Below are 16661 nucleotides of genomic sequence, written 5' to 3' on the forward strand. Positions count from 1 at the left end.
CTGCACATCAGGTGTGCAGCAGCTTTTGATAAATGTTGTAATTCTCTTCATCAAAACAAACAAACAGCACCTGCTCTATCGCCGTACTGTAAGCAAAAAATTGCTGTACGGTTTCCACGGCAATTGCTGCAGCGCGTTGTTTGGGAAAATGATAAATGCCGGTGCTGATATTGGGAAAGGCAATGGTTTTAATACCATGTTCCAGCGCCAGTTTCAAACTGTTGCGGTAAGCATTGGCCAACAGCTGCTCTTCATTTTTTGATCCGCCGTTCCATACCGGTCCCACTGTATGTATCACATAACGTGCAGGCAGTTTGCCACCGGTAGTAATCACGGCTTCGCCTGCAGCGCAGCTGCCCTGTTTGGCGCGTATGGCGCGGCAGGCTTCAAGAATAGCCGGGCCGCCTGCACGGTGAATAGCGCCGTCAACACCGCCGCCGCCCAGCAGGGAGCTGTTGGCAGCATTTACAATGGCATCGGCATGTATGGTGGTAATATCGCCGCGCACCAGCTGTATAATTGGCATCATATAACGCAGTTGAAAAACAAAGATGGTGGAAATTGGAAAGCTTTGTATATTTAGGTAAATATTTACGTAATTATTTACCTATCGCAATGCCTGAGAACATCATCAACGCCCTTGGCGGCTTAGCAATCGGAGCGCGTATGCGCCGTTTAGGCGACGACCTGGCGCGCAATGTAGAGCGTATTTACAAGGAGCATGACCTGGATTTTGAAACCAGGCATTTTATCCTGTTTTACCTGGTTAGCCGCCGTAACGGCATTGGTATTATGGAGATTGCCGAAGAACTGAGTTTTTCGCATCCCGCTGTTATTCATATGGCCAAAGAGCTGGAGAAGAAAGGCTATATCGAATCGGTAAAATCGCCTGATGACAGCCGCAAACGCCTGCTGCGCCTGTCTAAAAAAGGGCAGAAGAGTTTACCGGCTTTTGAAAAGGTGTGGAAGAAAATAGAGAAACTGAACAACCAGCTGTTTGCCCTGCAGCAAAACAACCTGCTTGCAGCGCTGGGAGAAATGGAGGCCCTGCTGGACGAGCAGAATTATTATAAACGATTCCAGGAAATATAAAAGGTATGAACAACGAAGTAACCATCAGCGGCTACCGGCCGGAGTATGCCGCAGCTTTTAAAGCACTGAACATAGAATGGATTGAGAAATTTTTTGCGGTAGAGCCGCACGATATGGAGCAGCTTGACAACCCGGAAACTTATATTATAAACAAAGGCGGCAGCATTTTATTTGCTGTATACGAAGGCAAGGCTGTGGGCACCTGCGCATTGGTGAAAACAGGCGAGGCTGAATATGAGCTGGTAAAAATGGGTGTTTCACCTGCCGTGCAGGGCAAACATATTGGTAAAAAACTGTGCGAAGCTGCTTTGAAAGAAGCGCGGGCTTTGGGGGCCAGGCGTGTGTGGCTCGAATCGAACAGGCGGCTGGAAGTAGCGCTGAACCTGTACCGCAGCCTGGGTTTTAAAGAAATACCCATGACGACAACACCCTATGCGCGTGCTGATATACGTATGGAAGTATGGCTGTAGATGCAGTTCAATAGTTCAGGCGGTTTCAATGTTCACAGGTTGAAATGAAACTATGCAACCTGTGAACTCCTGAACTGTTTTATGCAATAAGATGCGGTACAAAACGGCTGGTATTATTGGTTACCAGTGTACCGGCTTCACGGATGCCCATACCTGCGGACTGCTGGCCTATTAAACGGTGAATTGTACCGGCGGCCAAAGTGCTGGTTATTACTATCCGCGGGCAAGGCTGCGTGCAAAACGCTGCACAGCTGCTTCGGGCATAATGGGTGTATTGTTTACGAGGTAGCCCGTTAGCTGCGCCGCAAAATAGGGTGCCAGCGAACAGCCTTTTGTGCCCATGCCATTGAGTATGCCTATCTGCGGGTATTGCGGGTGAAAACCCACAAACGGCCTGCGTTCAATACAGGCCGGGCGAATGGAAGCGAGGTGATCAACCACGGTGAACGGCTGCCGTATCACGGTTTGCAATGCTGCGGTAGCGGCTTTTTTGAAGGCATCTGTTGGCAGCGCATCTTCAAAATCATTTTCATAACTGCTGCCTGCCCACCACAATCCATCGTACCAGGGCACCAATGTGGTTGGCCCGAATTTGTAAATATTGCTTTGCGGCAAACCCGGCACATCAATAATCAGTGCCTGCCCTTTATTGGCTACAAACGGCAGCTTGCCCCACCACGGGTTGCCGAATGTATTGAGGCCATCGCAGAAAATAATTTTCTCAGCATGTATATCATCGTATGCCACGCTGCCTTCATGTAATGCTAAACGACCCGCATCAAAAGCTGTTTCTCTCAGCACTCCTTTACCCGATAGCACACTGCGCCAGCCTTTCAGCAATGGGTGCAGCTGTATGAGGAGCGAGGGATTAATTGCCACCACGCCATGCCTGAAATAAAAAAGCGGGTCGTACTGCTGTTGTATTGTTTCGGCAACCGGTTGAATATAACTGCCGGGCAGCTGCATTTTTTTTGCATAGGCTTCCTGCATTTGCTGTGAAGGCGGAAACGCCATTACCGGGCAGTTTTGAATAACATCGGCACCAATGGTTTCGCCGATGGCTGTATAGCTGTTCATACAAAAAGGCAGCAGCTCTTCTGCCAGCCAGGTAGTGACAATCTGCCTGCCGGTAACCGGGTTAATTACGCCGCTTGCCACTTTGGTGGAAGAAAAAGGTTGTGCGGTATCTATCACGCAAATGCTTTGCCCTGCCTGCATTAACTGCCAGCTGAGAAATGTGCCGCAAATGCCCTGCCCAACTATGATGTACTGAACCTGCATGCTGCAAAGAAAGCAATAAAAAGAAGCCGGCCCAATTTTGGGCCGGCCTCTTTTATAGTAGAACCGTTGAATAATGATTTACTGCACGCTGATTTTAATACCGTCACTGTGCGCATTAAATTCCGGGGCGTACATGCATTGTATGGTGGCCATGCCTGCGGTAAAACTACCGGTATGGGTAATAAATGCGGGATATTCAAATACGTGGGTGCCTTTGTTCAGCTGGCTGAAAAAGAAATCGGTGCTGGCATCGTGCGTGGTTTCATAATACCCGAGCCCGTCCTGCCATTTGTATTCGCTTAATACGTTTACAGGTTCCATGGTGGCGCTGCGTGTATCTTTCAGGTGCACATAATCCAGGTCGCGGTCGCTGCGTATTTCAAGGCGTATCACGACTTTGTCGCCGGTTTTTAATTCATCACCTTCGTTTACGGGTGTTAACACAGGGCCGGTGGCTGTTGTTTTTTGCACAAACAGGCGGCGGTTAACAGACAGCGGCCCGCCGGCTCCGGTTACTTTGTTATAGTCTTCGAAATACTGCCAGTACACTGCACCCCAGGATGGTTTGCCTGCATTGCCTTTTACCTGAACGGTAATATTACCCATGTTGCTGTTTACTTTCTGGGCAGGGATGTTTTGTTTCAGGTATTGCTCACCGTTATCGTTACTGAAATGTGTATCGCCCAGCGTAATGTTTACCAAGGGTACTGCATCTAATTTGGGCTGATCGTTTAGTAACACATAACAGGCATCTGCTGTTGCAATAGTGGTTTTCCAGTTGTTGGCCTGTTTGTTTAGCAATAACCAGGTTTGCATATCGCTGATGGCTGATGCCAGTTTGCCTGAAGGTTTGCGTTTGTTCATTTCTTCGGCCAGTAACAGCATCAGGCTCTGGTGTTCAATGGGCGATGCGTACCAGAAGCTGGTTTGCCGATCTTTCCAGTACATGCCCCTGGTGCTGTCTGCCACGGCATTTTCCAGCACAGAAGGCAGAATGCTTTTCTCTGTGAGCACCTGGTCGTTGTTGAGCAGGCAGGTTAACCCGATCAGCGCTTTGTTATAATTGCTTTCGCCTGCCCATTGTTTTTTTGCCTGGGTATAGTAGTAATTGAAAGCTGTTTTATTGGCCAGCAGTATGTTGGTGAAGCTGCTGCGCATGAACAGGTATTGCAGTTGCGGGGAGCCTGCACCTGGCTGTTTGCTGTATTTCAGGCTGGCTTTGTAGTCACGCAATACAGCTGCATCAAGGTTCAGCAATGCCTGGGCGGCAATATTGTTCAAGCTGGCTTCAATGGCTGGCGTAAGTACATGCAGGTTTTTAAGCCTGCTGATGCCGTTCAGAATGTAAATGGTAATGTAGCGGTCATCGGGCCCGTTTTTAAACCAGGGGAAATAACCGGTTGATAATTGCAGGTCTTTTAGTTTGTTCAACGCGCTGGTAGTGTTGTCCTGCATTTTAACAAGGTCGAACAACTGTGCCAGGTTTTTACGCTGCGTGGCTTCGTTCTCTGCATCTGCCACCCAGGGTGTTTCCTGCAATACCAGTTGTTTGAGTTCGGTATTGTTTTGCAGGTTGCTGCGCAGGGCAGTAGAATCTTTCTGCCATTGCTCAAACAGGGTTTTGATCACCGGGTGTTGCTGTACTATTTGTGTGGCCAGCAGGTTGGCATATAAACGGTTAAAGGTTTGTTCAGCGCACTCGTGCGGGAACTCCATTAAATAAGGCAGGGCCTGTATGGCGTACCACAATGGGTTACTGCTGAATTCAACTGTAATACCTTGCTGGGTGAGGGTTTCACTTTCGTTGTGCAGCAGCTTGCTGAAGCTGATGTTTTTGCTGCCGTCGCCCATTACCAGTATGGGCATGCTTTCTGTAACCAGGGAGCGGTTGCTTAGTACAGCCAGAGCATGTTCCTCGCCATCGCTGTATTTGCCTGCAGTTGCAGTAATGCGAACGGTTACCGGCTGGTTGTAATTAAACGGTATGGATACCGGGAATTTCACGCTGGCCGTGCCATTGGCTGCCACAGTGAAATACTGCATCGGGAATACATTCTGGAACAAGCCATCAACAGGCTGGTTGGTAACAGGATCAATCAACTGTATACCTGCCTGGCCGCTCAGTTCCTGATCACTCAGGTTGCTGATGCGTGCACTGAATTCCAGCTGGTCACCATTGCGTACAAAGCGGGGCAGGTTAGGCTGCACCATCAGCGTTTTTTGTGAAGTGACCAGTTTTTCCGTATAAGCAAATGCGAGGTCTTTGGTATGTGCCAGGCTCATCCATTTCCATTGCGTAACGGCATCGGGCATGGTGAAACTGATATTGTAATTGCCTGCGCTGTCTGCCAGCAGTTGCGGGAAGAAGAAGGCGGTTTCGTTGAAATTGGTGCGGAGTGATTGGGCGGCCGGCGCTGCTGTTGCCTGCGCTTCTTCTCTTTCCTGCTGCGGTGCCGGGGGCGCGGCTGCAGCGGGCTTTTCTATTGAAGTGCTATAGCTAAGGGTTGCAACATTACCGAACACGGCATCATCACTGACAATGCCTGGCGCTACCTTTTTCATTACTACATGTGCTCCTCTCAGGCGGATAGGTGGACGTTCAGATTGCAGTTCAATCGGCAATAATTTGTCATACTGATCTCCAGATAAATCTTCGTTAATCGCAATGCCGCCTTTACGAATACCTTCCTGTGCATCGAAATCAGCAGAGTTATTCCATTCTGCATAAAACGTGCGTGAATTACGTAAGCCGGGTATTGCCCAGTCATGTTTAATGAACTGGTCCAAAGAAGCATCATACATGCCGGTAAGCAGTTCTGCGGCGTTTGTTTTGCCGCCCTGGCGGCTGGTATGAATGGTCCATTGTTCTGCGCTGCCAGGCATTGTTTTATCACGGAAGCTGCTGTATGTTACGTCGATGGCCCTGTCTTCATCCTGTAACTGATAACTGCTGCCGCCTGTGTAAAAACGATTGTGTTTTACGAACGTGTAAAAAATACCAGTTGAAGCAGTAACCGGCGCTTCAATGGTGGTAATTGCTTCAGAGACTTTTTTAAATTGGTAGATGGCGCTGTCGCGTTCGTCAATACTATAACTGATCAGGTGAACATCTTTAGCTGCAGAACCTACCGTAAGTTTGGCTGTTTTGCCGGGTGTAATATGCTGGTCGCCGTTATACTGCCAGTTATAGGCCATCACAGGCAGGGATTGATTGTTATACAGCTGAATGTATTGTTTATCGGTAACAGTATCACCTTGTACTATGGCAGATACTGCCGCAACATATATACCTGGCAGTAATTTGCGGGATATGCTCAGGGTGTTTGCACCGGTGGCGAGTGTTTCACTGATCACCAGCTGCTGCTGCGGCCAGTTACGAAAATCATTTTCATTTTTGTAAGCATCGTAGGGGAACAATTTAACGTAGGCAATGCTGTCCATTACAAACTGATCGGGCTGCTCCCAGTAACGCGTACGTGTAAGTCGTTCAGGATGCTGCAGTGGAGAAATAGTTATGTGCACTGTGGCTGTAACCGGTATACCGGCAAGATTGGTGGTGGCTATTTTTACCGTTTTGAAGCTGTCAATGGTGCTGGTTTCAGGTAGTCTCCATTGCAGTAAAACTGGTTTATAAGATACGCTGAGCCTGGTGGTGTTGGTTCTGGTTTCACCACTGTTATCAGTTGCAGTAGCGGCTATGTCGAAATCAAAAACAGGATTGTTTTGCGGAAGTGCATTGCTGGCCGGTGCTGCAATAAAGCGAAGGGTAAACCTGCCGGCTTCATCTGTGTTTACCGTTTCAAAACTCACCTGTTCCGCTTGTGCAGACGGCCATATGCGATTGTAAAAAAGCCAGGTATACGGATAATGCACCATGCGGTTTACCGTAAGCTGTACAGCGGTATTGCGCAACGCAACACCTGCATAGCTTTTCAGCTGGCCGGTTACCACAACCGAATCATTTAAACGGTAGGAGTTGCGTAGTGTGTCGAAATCAATATAAAAAGTAGGCCGTTTGTACTCTTCCACACGAAATGACATGTACCCGTTGCCCTTTTTAACACCGAGTGAGTAGTTGCCGTTCAGGTTGCCTGTTTGTGGCAGCGTAAATTTACCTGCAATAGAACCGTATTCATTTGTTTCCAGTTTTACTGAATCAATGATGCGGCTATTTACATCACGCAATTGCACGCATACACTGTCGTGTAGTTGAAGGGTAGTTTCATTGCGTTTATTGAACCATTTATCATGTAAGGCAATACCCTTGAAATAAACTGTCTGCCCGGGGCGATAGATACTTCTGTCGGTAAAAAAAGACAGGTTGGTAGCGGATGATTCGTTTGTTTGAGAGCGGTTGGTGTAAGGTATGTATTCTGAGCCGGAAGGATAAAGCGTATCGTTACCATTTACCAGCCGTACAATAAAATCATTGCCTTCTTTCAGCACTTTGCCCGGGTTGAAATAGCCGTTGGCATCTGTTGCAAGCTCCCCGATTTTATTGTACACCTTTTTCCCTTCATTGTTCCACTTTATTTTCTGTAGTTGAACAATTACGTTTTTTACGGGGGCGCCTGTTTCCCTGTTCAGTACAAAATAATCCTGCCTGTGTTTGGTATAAGCCAATCCAGACACTACCAAATATTGGGCAGCCATTGCATCAGTAACATTAAATGCTGCGCCGGAGCTCACGATAAGCAGGTATTTGCCGGGTGTCAGTGCATCTATTTTTATTTCAGTGCTGTGCTGCTGGTAGTCACCTGTAACGGGAAGAGGTTGTGTGGATGTTAATACAGCTTTTGCAGCGGCTGCTTTTTTCCAGATCTCATCGCTGTTGTAAAGGTTTTCACCGTTTGTTGCTTCAAAGCCTACGCTTATAACTTTACTATACAGTACCGGTGCATTTTTGTATGACACCAGCACGCGGAACGGAATGCCGGGTGAATTGGCCTGCTCTACCTGTATGTTCACCTGTTTGTCTTCAATGTATTGCTGCAGTTTGCGCATCAGGCGGTAACCCTGGTTAAGACTGTCTGCCGGGTTGCCATGCTGCTGTATAATAGCAAGCGCTTTCAATTTGCTGTAACGATTCGCTGTGTCTGTAAGCGGCGTATAAGACGCATCACTCAGCAGTAGTGCCTGCAGGTACCAGGCATTGCTGGCCGCAGGGTTGCTGCCGTAAATATTGGTTATATGCTGCAGGGCATGTGCATAAAGACTGTCTTTATCTGCCAGGTTTGTTTCCTGTCTTGCCCAGCGGATGCGGTTAATGTCTGCATCAATAAAAGCGGCAGGGTTGCTGTCTGCTGAATGCTGCTGCAATAGCTGGCGGTACAGGCGCAGTATGCGTGTGTTGTTCGAGCTGTCACCCGGCGCAGGCTGCCAGGCCAGCAATTCGTTGAAAGGTGCCAGTGCAATTTTGCCGGGCGTAGATGTAGGTAATACAGCAAGCTGCCGGCCCGTAGTGTTCAGGAAGTCGATGGCTGTATTCGCAATAAAATCGTACAAACTGGGCCGCCATTTGCCTGAATTTATATCTTCTTCCATTGCCGGTGCATATTTTGTAACGGATGTTTGCAGCAGTGTCACCGCAGGTGCAAGTGCTGCATCATACAAACCGGTAATGGCTGTATAAAAATCCTGGTTGTTCCAGGTGGCGATATCGGGTTTAGTTATACCCGTGGTTTTGCTTCTGCCCCTGATTTCCCATTGGTAAGCATTGTAGTATGCCGTATATAGTTTTGCCAGCACTACCTGCAGCATGCTTTTGTGTGCAGTAGAAAAAGGCGACTGCAATTGTTTTTTTATTTTGATCACCAGCGAGTCCACATGCTGGTCACTGGTCAGGCTTTGCAGGTTAATGGTATATATCAACGCCTTTACAGCCTGCCCTTCGTTGTGTTGCTGCACGGCCATGTTGTAAATGTGCTTTACTTTCTCCAGCGCAGATTTGGGCAGTGATTGCTTATCAACCAGGGAGTCGGCCTCCCGCCAGCGGGCAGTGAAAGCGGTATCTGCTTTTTGTGCATGCAGGGCAGCAGAAGACAATAAGCCAAATAAAATCAATAACAGTCTGTTTTTCATTTTGGGCTGTTTGTGTGAACAAAATACAGGTTTACCGGAATAACGATGCCGGAAAGAAGAAAAATGCATAAGGGTTTAATAGTTTGCCGGGCGGTAAGCGCTTGCACCGGGGTACGCAGCAGGTGTCGGGCTTATCCTAACGGTTGTTAAAAGTAGTTGATACAACCTGATACGTAAAGCAATGCCATTTAGTGAAGGGGAACGGCAAAAAAAATCCCGCAGCATGTGCGGGATTTTATAGTAGAAGTGGATGCTTACTTTTTCAGTGCTGCGGCAATGGTTTTACCAATGTCTGCAGGGCTTGCTACCACGCTGATACCACACTCAGCCATAATTTTCATTTTGGCTTCTGCTGTATCTTCTGCACCACCAATGATGGCACCTGCGTGACCCATACGGCGGCCGGGAGGCGCTGTCTGGCCTGCGATAAAGCCTACCACAGGTTTTGTTTTATTGTCTTTGATCCAGCGTGCTGCGTCAGCTTCCATGCTGCCGCCGATTTCGCCGATCATGATGATACCGTCTGTTTCAGGATCGTTCATCAGCAATTTAACTGCTTCAACGGTAGGAGTGCCAATGATCGGGTCACCGCCAATACCGATTGCAGTGCTGATACCCAAACCGGCTTTCACCACCTGGTCAGCTGCTTCGTAAGTTAAGGTACCAGATTTGGATACGATACCAATACGGCCCTGTTTAAAGATAAAACCAGGCATGATACCCACTTTGGCTTCGCCTGCGGTAATTACACCAGGGCAGTTGGGGCCAATGAGGCGGGTGGTTTTACCCTGCAGGTAGTTCTTTACTTTTACCATATCCTGTACAGGAATGCCTTCAGTAATACATACTACCAGCTCAATGTTTTCAGAAGCCGCTTCTATAATAGAATCAGCTGCGAATGCCGGTGGAACGAAAATGATGCTTACGTTGGCGCCTGTTGCTTTTACCGCATCGGCCACAGTATTGAATACAGGTTTGTCGAGGTGGGTAGAGCCGCCTTTACCGGGCGTAACACCGCCAACCACGTTGGTGCCATATTCAATCATTTGCGATGCGTGGAATGTACCTTCTGTGCCGGTAAATCCTTGTACTATAATCTTCGATTGCTTATTTACTAAAACTGCCATGGCAAACCTTTCAATTTTGCGTTTAAGGATGGGCAAAAATAGGTATTACCGGTCACAATCGTTCATCGTTTTTTTCAATCTCACCTTTTTCCTGCATCATTCGCATTTCCTTAGCATCCTGCAGGAAGTCTGAAGCGAAAATAAAGTCGTTCAGCAGCTTGTCTTTCGAATAAATGATGTCTTTATTAGAACCTTCCCACTGTTTTTTGCCCTGGTGCATGTACACGATATGGTCACCTATTTCCATCACGCTGTTCATGTCATGGGTAATTACCGTGGTGGTAATTTTATATTCCGTGGTAATGTCTTTAATCAGCTTGTCAATCAGCAGGGAGGTTTGCGGGTCAAGACCAGAATTGGGCTCGTCGCAGAAAAGGTATTTCGGGTTCAGCACAATGGCGCGGGCAATGCCTACCCTTTTTTTCATACCGCCGCTTATCTCGGCAGGGAATTTTTTATGGGCTTCTTTCAGGGCCACCTTATCCAGCACTTCGTCGGCCTTTTTCTTACGGTCTTTATAACTGAGATTGGAGAACATGTCGAGCGGGAACATCACGTTCTGTTCAACGGTCATGGAATCAAACAGCGCCGAGCCCTGGAAAAGCATGCCTATCTGCTGGCGCAGCTGTTTGCGCTCGTCATCGCTCATGCTCAGCATATTCTGCTTGTCATAAATGATCTCTCCTTCGTCGGGTTTAAACAGGCCTACCATGCATTTGGTAAGCACGGTTTTGCCGCTTCCGCTGGCGCCGATGATGAGATTACATTTACCAGCTTCCATTACCGCACTGATATCCTGCAGTATGGTTTTTTCGCCAAAGCTCTTTTTGATGTTCTTTATCTCGATCATAATGGCCGCTAAGTTAATAGATTTAAAAACAAAACCCCGGCGTGTAACCGGGGCTGTTGTATAATGTATTGCAAAAGAAGCGCCGGAATACATAACCGGCTGGCAACAGGCAGCAAATATTTATTTTCTGCTGTAATTGGGTGCTTCCTTGGTAATTTCCACGTCGTGGGCATGGCTTTCGCGCATACCTGCATTGGTTATTTTGATAAAGGTTGCCTGCTGTAATGCGGTGATGTCTTTGGCGCCAACCAAACCCATACCTGCACGCAGGCCACCGGTAAACTGTGCAACAATTTCGCTCAGGTAACCTTTGTAAGCCACGCGGCCTTCAATTCCTTCGGGTACCATTTTCTTGGCGTCGGCACCCTCCTGGAAATAACGGTCGCCGCTGCCCTGCGTCATTGCGCCGATGCTGCCCATACCGCGGTATTCCTTGAATTTGCGGCCTTCGTAGATAATGGTTTCCCCCGGACTTTCTTCTGTTCCTGCAAACACGCTGCCCATCATTACTACCTGTGCACCTGCTGAAAGGGCTTTTACCATATCACCGGTATAGCGGATACCGCCATCAGCGATAACAGGAATGCCTTTTGCTTTCAGCGCAGCAGCAGCTTCCATAATAGCGGTGAGCTGCGGAACACCTGCACCTGCCACAATACGCGTGGTACAGATAGAACCAGGCCCGATACCCACTTTCACTGCATCGGCACCTGCATCGGCCAGTGCTTTGGCACCTGCTGCGGTTGCAATATTGCCTGCAATTACCTGGAGGGATTTGAAATCTTTTTTCAGTGCTTTCAGCGCGTCGATCACGCCTTTGGTATGGCCGTGCGAGCTGTCAAGCGCCACCACATCCACACCTACCTGCTGCAAGGCATACGCCCTGTCTTTCAGGTCTTTTGTAATACCCAGCGCACCACCTACCAGCAAACGGCCATAGGCATCTTTTACTGCATTGGGGTTATTGCTCAGCTGCAGAATATCGCGGTAGGTGATTAAGCCGATGAGTTTACCCTGTTTGCTTACAACGGGTAGTTTTTCAATTTTATATTGACGGAGTATCTGCTCCGCTTTTTTCATATCTGTTCCTTCCGGCGCGGTAATAAGATTGTCTTTGGTCATCACCTTGCTGATCTTAATGCGCTGGTCGGTTTCAAAACGCAGGTCACGGTTGGTAAGTATGCCTACCAGTTTGCCTGCTGCATCGGTAATGGGAATACCGCCAATCCTGTTCTCTTTCATTAAACGCAGTGCATCACCAATGGTAGCATCAATATGCAGGGTGATGGGATCGAGGATCAGCCCGCTTTCACTTCTTTTTACTTTACGTACCTGGTCGGCCTGTTTTTCGACAGACATATTTTTATGCAATATGCCCAGTCCACCTTCGCGTGCAAGCGCAATAGCGAGATTGGCCTCGGTAACCGTATCCATGGCTGCAGAGAGCATGGGAATGTTGAGGGATATAGACTTGGTTAATTTAGTGCGGAGTTCTACTTCGCGTGGTAAGACCTGACTGTAAGCGGGCATCAACAAAACGTCGTCAAATGTGAGCCCTTCGCCAAAAAATCTTGATTGATAGGAGTTGTTTCCGGAAGAAGTATTTCTTGTTGCCATGTGCAAAGATAGTGTCCTAAACAGATATGAGGCAAATTTTAGTTAACGGGCCACCATCAAAATGCATCCTTCAGGCGCTAACAGGCAATGCAGCAAGCGGTTTCAAGTGCCTGTGCAGAAACGCATCTGACACGTTTATCTAATTTATTGCCACCACACAATCAGCACAAATCTTGATAAATATTTAACGATTTGAATATCGAACAGGGAACAAGATCACTCACCCCTCACACCCCCGCAATCAGCCGGTACCGCTTCCCTGGCATTGATTGTATCATGCCATACAATTCGAGATTAAGCAATGAAGCGGCAACAACCCCGGGCGCCAGGTTACTTACCGAATGCAGTTCATCAATGTGCAGTTCGTCGTACAGGGTTAATACCTGCAGCAATATTTTTTCATCGGCAGAATAATCAATAAACAGGGGAGTGGCCGTATTGCGGCGAATCACCCGCTGCGGGGTTTCCCAACCCATGGTTTCTATGAGTTGCTGCGCATTTTTCAGCAGTATGGCTTTGTTTTGTTGTATCAGCTCATTGCAGCCGCTGCTTTTGGCATCGGTGGTTTTGCCGGGGAAGGCAAATACTTCGCGGTTATAACTGTTGGCAAGCGAGGCGGTAATAATGCTGCCGCCTTTAAGAGCGGTTTCTACCACAACGGTGGCATCGCACAGGCCGGCTACAATACGGTTGCGTTTGGGAAAATTGTGCTTGTCTGCTCCTACTTCGTGGGTAAACTCGGTAAGCAGGCCGCCGTTTTGCAGCATATCTTTTGCAAGTGATCTATGCAGTGAGGGGTACAGGGTATGCATGCCATGCGCCAGCACGCCTACTGTTGGCAGCCCGTGCTGTAATGCAGCCCTGTGGGCAATGGCATCTATGCCGAAGGCCAGCCCGCTTACCACCAGTACATTGTGTTGCGATAAATCGCTGATCAGTTGCCCGGTTACTTCGCGGCCATAATCGGTATTGGTGCGCGTGCCTATGATGCTTACCACCTTGGCGGTATTAAGATCGGCGCTGCCGCGGTAAAACAAAAGGGTTGGTGCATCGTTGCAATGCAGCAGCCGTTGCGGGTATGCACTGTCGGTAATAAACAGCGGCTGTATTTTATATTTTTCGATGAAGCCGATCTCTGCTTCGGCCTTTTGAAAAGACTGGAATGATTTGATATTGCCTGCGCGCACCTCACCTATTTGCTCAAGTGCGCCAAGTTCTTTTTTGCGGGCAGTGAAAATACTCCTGGCATCTCCAAAATATTCAACCAGGGCCCTTGCCTGAACAGTGCCTATTTGTGGCACCTGCAGCAACGCCAGCTGGTATAACAGGTCAGCATGTAACATACGTACGGGAATAAATTGACAAATGGTACGGGCCAGGGAAGAAAACAGCGGCTTTTACAATATCGGATTATTGGAACCTACAATTTACAAAGTGCATGCCGCAATCACAAGTTTTTTGTAAAAACAAAGAACCCGGTTGTCATAACTTATACCAGCCGGCTGCACCTGTTTACAAACCGGTAATGGTAAACGTTGTGCGCCTGTTCTGCGCTTTGCCTTCTTCGGTGGCATTGCTGGCTACAGGCATAGTTGCACCATAACCTTTCGAGCTGAGGCGCGTAACTGCAATACCTTTGCTTACCAGGTAATCAACTACCGATTTGGCGCGGTTGGCAGATAATTTCAGGTTGTCTGCTGCATTGCCCGTGTTATCGGTATAACCGCTGATCTGCACTTTCAAAGTAGGATTATCACCCAGCAGCTGCACCAGCTTATCCAGTTCAATTGTGCTCACCGGCTCCAGCTGGAATGAGTTGGTGGCAAACTGGATATTCCTGAACGTAAGCCCTGCATTGAGCCTGATGGGCTGCAAGGCGATGTCTTTTTTATAGGTGCTGTCAGGCGTTTTGTTGGATAAAATATACAGGTCGCTGTAAAACAAATATCCTTTGCGGTTCACGGTAAAGGTATAGTCTTTACCGCCCGGCAGTGTTACAAAATAAAAGCCTGTTTCGTCAGTCTGCAGGCGGGTAAGTGCTTTGCGACTTACATTATCGGTGAGTTCTACGGTACAGGGAATACCTTTATGGGTATCGGCATCGGTTACATAACCCTGCACATATAAGGTGCGTGCAGGGCGAATATCGGGCCGCAGGTCAAACTTGTACAAATCAAGCTGGCCGCGTGTATCGGCACGGTCACTGGCATAGTAGGCCGTAACACCGTCCGATGCTACAAACAAGCTGCCTTCGTTTTCAATGGTGTTAATGGGATACCCCAGGTTTTCCGGTTTACCCCAGTTTAAACTGCTGTCTTTGCGCAGTACATACAAATCGGTACCGCCATAACCGGGCAGACCGCTGGAGGTATAATACAGTGTCTGGTTATCTGCATGCACAAAGGGAGCCAGTTCATCACCCCTGGTGTTAATGGTAGGGCCCATGTTTACTGCGGGCGACCATTTCCCGTTGGGCTGGCGGTAGCTTACGTACAAATCATTGCCGCCATAACCACCCGGCCGGTCACTGCTGAAGTACAGCGCATTTTTATCAGAACTGAGACTGGGACTGCTTTCCCAGTATTCTGTATTGATATTGCCGCCCAGGTTTACCGGTTCACTCCAGCCATTGGGCGTGTTGTAGGAAATATACAGGTCGAAATTGCCAAAACCCTTATTGCCGAAATTGCCGGCGAAAATCAGCCACTCACCATCCTGTGAAATATTGATAGCGCCTTTGGAAGGTTCATTGTTAATAGAGCCATTGATCACCGAAGCTTTGGTATAACCTGCAGGTGTTTTCAGGCTCTGCATAAAATCTTCCCTGATGCCCTGGCCACGGCGTGTAAATACAAACACGCTGTCGTTAATGGTAAAAGAAGGGTAGTATTCAGCCTGCGGCGAATTAATACTGTCGCCCATGTTCACCGGTTGAAACACATAACCGGTAGCAGGATGTGTTTGCGCATAGTCAATGGCAAACTCATAACAATGCCTGGCACTTCTGCCGCCGCGTACGCTTTTTTCGTTGAGGTTGGGAATAGATAAAAAGCTATCGGTTGCATGCAGTGCATCTTCGAACCTGCCGAGGCCGGCGAGGTTGATAGAGTAGGGCAGGCAATAGTATTTGAAATAAGTGCTGTCCAGGCTGCGCGCCTTTTCATAATAGTCAACACTTTTCTGGTATTCTTTCAGTTCCCCGTACACACCTGCCATCGACAGGTAGGGTTCAATATAGGCGGGGTCGTATTCAATGGCTTTGCCCAGCAGGGGAATGGCATCTTTCACCAGCCCGTCGCGCAGTTGCAGCATGGCTTTTTCATATGCTTCGAGCGATTTCTTGTTTACCGGCTTTTGACCGTTCTGGGCCATGGCGCTTGCAGCGCAGAACAAAATACTAACTGCTAAGAATATGTTTTTCATAATGCCATTTCGTTTGAAATACGCCGCTGCATAGCCAGCGCAAAAAACTGCCGTTAAGGTACGTTGATGTATTTGTGCACCTGCAGGCTCAGTTCCCATTTCGGGTTGGCCTTAATATAGTCGATGATCAGCGGGGTCATCTGGGCCGATTTGTCCCATTCAGGCTGCAAATACAGCTTGCACGAGGGCGATACCTGTGCAGCATACTGCTCGGCCCATTCAAAATCGCTTTTATTGAAGATGATCACTTTCAGTTCATTGGCGCGGGGCAGTATACCGGGTAGTGGCGCCTTGAATTTTTTGGGAGAAAGGCAAATCCAGTCCCAGCTACCGCTCAGTTCGCTGGAGCCGGAAGTTTCGATATTGGTTTCAAAGCCGGCTTCCTGCAAGGCGCCTGTTAAGGCATCAAGCTGGTGCATCAGGGGTTCGCCGCCGGTAATTACGGCCAGCCTGCCCGGGAAAGCCGAGGCTTCCTGCACCAGGGTATCAATGGTCATTTGAGGGTGTTTGGATGCATCCCAGCTCTCTTTCACATCGCACCAGAAACAGCCCACATCGCAGCCACCCAGCCTGATAAAATAGGCAGCCCTTCCCTGGTGAAACCCTTCACCCTGGATGGTGTAAAAAGATTCCATCACCGGGAGCGTGCCTGTTTGTTCCTTCATTAATAACATCGTGCAAAGGTAATGGAAAAACCCGCGAGGCCACGGTATAGTAAAG

12 protein-coding genes are annotated in these 16661 nt (G+C 48.3%); 2 read left to right on the forward strand and 10 right to left on the reverse strand.

Going from position 1 to position 16661, the window contains the following annotated elements; all coding sequences use genetic code 11:
• Positions 1-7: 7 nt before the first annotated feature.
• Positions 8-529, reverse strand: coding sequence for an O-acetyl-ADP-ribose deacetylase (locus DXN05_RS21800; RefSeq protein ID WP_116849424.1), 522 nt, complete (start codon positions 527-529; stop codon positions 8-10).
• An 86-nt stretch (positions 530-615) separates the two neighbouring features.
• Between DXN05_RS21800 and DXN05_RS21805 the strand changes: the two genes are divergently transcribed.
• Both DXN05_RS21805 and DXN05_RS21810 read left to right on the forward strand, forming a co-directional pair.
• A complete protein-coding gene (locus DXN05_RS21805) occupies positions 616-1092 on the forward strand; it encodes a MarR family winged helix-turn-helix transcriptional regulator (RefSeq protein ID WP_147314032.1) in 477 nt (158 codons plus the stop codon).
• Positions 1093-1097: 5 nt separating this feature from the next.
• Entirely contained in the window at positions 1098-1562 is a 465-nt protein-coding gene (locus tag DXN05_RS21810; protein ID WP_116849426.1) for a GNAT family N-acetyltransferase, read from the forward strand.
• A 79-nt stretch (positions 1563-1641) separates the two neighbouring features.
• Here DXN05_RS21810 and DXN05_RS24530 read toward each other — a convergent pair whose 3' ends face one another.
• The 9 genes from DXN05_RS24530 to DXN05_RS21850 all read right to left on the reverse strand — a co-directional run bounded on the left by DXN05_RS24530 (position 1642) and on the right by DXN05_RS21850 (position 16615).
• Complete coding sequence (locus tag DXN05_RS24530; RefSeq protein WP_211330120.1) at positions 1642-1761, reverse strand: glutathionylspermidine synthase family protein; 120 nt, start codon at positions 1759-1761, stop codon at positions 1642-1644.
• A gap of 14 nt (positions 1762-1775) precedes the next feature.
• Positions 1776-2843, reverse strand: coding sequence for an NAD(P)/FAD-dependent oxidoreductase (locus DXN05_RS21815; RefSeq protein WP_116849427.1), 1068 nt, complete (start codon positions 2841-2843; stop codon positions 1776-1778).
• Positions 2844-2921: 78 nt separating this feature from the next.
• Positions 2922-8924: an alpha-2-macroglobulin family protein gene (locus DXN05_RS21820; RefSeq protein WP_158559396.1), complete on the reverse strand. Its 6003-nt coding sequence runs from the start codon at positions 8922-8924 to the stop codon at positions 2922-2924.
• Positions 8925-9178: 254 nt separating this feature from the next.
• Complete coding sequence (gene sucD, locus DXN05_RS21825) at positions 9179-10051, reverse strand: succinate--CoA ligase subunit alpha (protein ID WP_116849523.1); 873 nt, start codon at positions 10049-10051, stop codon at positions 9179-9181.
• A gap of 52 nt (positions 10052-10103) precedes the next feature.
• Entirely contained in the window at positions 10104-10901 is a 798-nt protein-coding gene (locus DXN05_RS21830) for an ABC transporter ATP-binding protein (RefSeq protein WP_116849524.1), read from the reverse strand.
• A 120-nt stretch (positions 10902-11021) separates the two neighbouring features.
• Positions 11022-12518 carry an IMP dehydrogenase gene (gene guaB, locus DXN05_RS21835; RefSeq protein ID WP_116849525.1) on the reverse strand — a complete coding sequence of 499 codons (1497 nt, stop codon included), beginning with the start codon at positions 12516-12518 and terminating at the stop codon, positions 11022-11024.
• A 227-nt stretch (positions 12519-12745) separates the two neighbouring features.
• Positions 12746-13861, reverse strand: a complete 1116-nt coding sequence (gene dprA / locus DXN05_RS21840; RefSeq protein WP_116849429.1) for a DNA-processing protein DprA — start codon at positions 13859-13861, stop codon at positions 12746-12748.
• A gap of 169 nt (positions 13862-14030) precedes the next feature.
• The gene (locus tag DXN05_RS21845) at positions 14031-15941 is read right to left on the reverse strand and encodes an OmpA family protein (RefSeq protein WP_116849430.1); all 1911 of its coding nucleotides are present in this window, start codon (positions 15939-15941) and stop codon (positions 14031-14033) included.
• Between the two features lie 53 nt (positions 15942-15994).
• Positions 15995-16615, reverse strand: a complete 621-nt coding sequence (locus DXN05_RS21850; protein WP_245975272.1) for a 7-carboxy-7-deazaguanine synthase QueE — start codon at positions 16613-16615, stop codon at positions 15995-15997.
• Positions 16616-16661: the final 46 nt, after the last annotated feature.

The organism is Deminuibacter soli, assembly GCF_003412455.1.
GTDB classification, from domain to species: domain Bacteria; phylum Bacteroidota; class Bacteroidia; order Chitinophagales; family Chitinophagaceae; genus Deminuibacter; species Deminuibacter soli.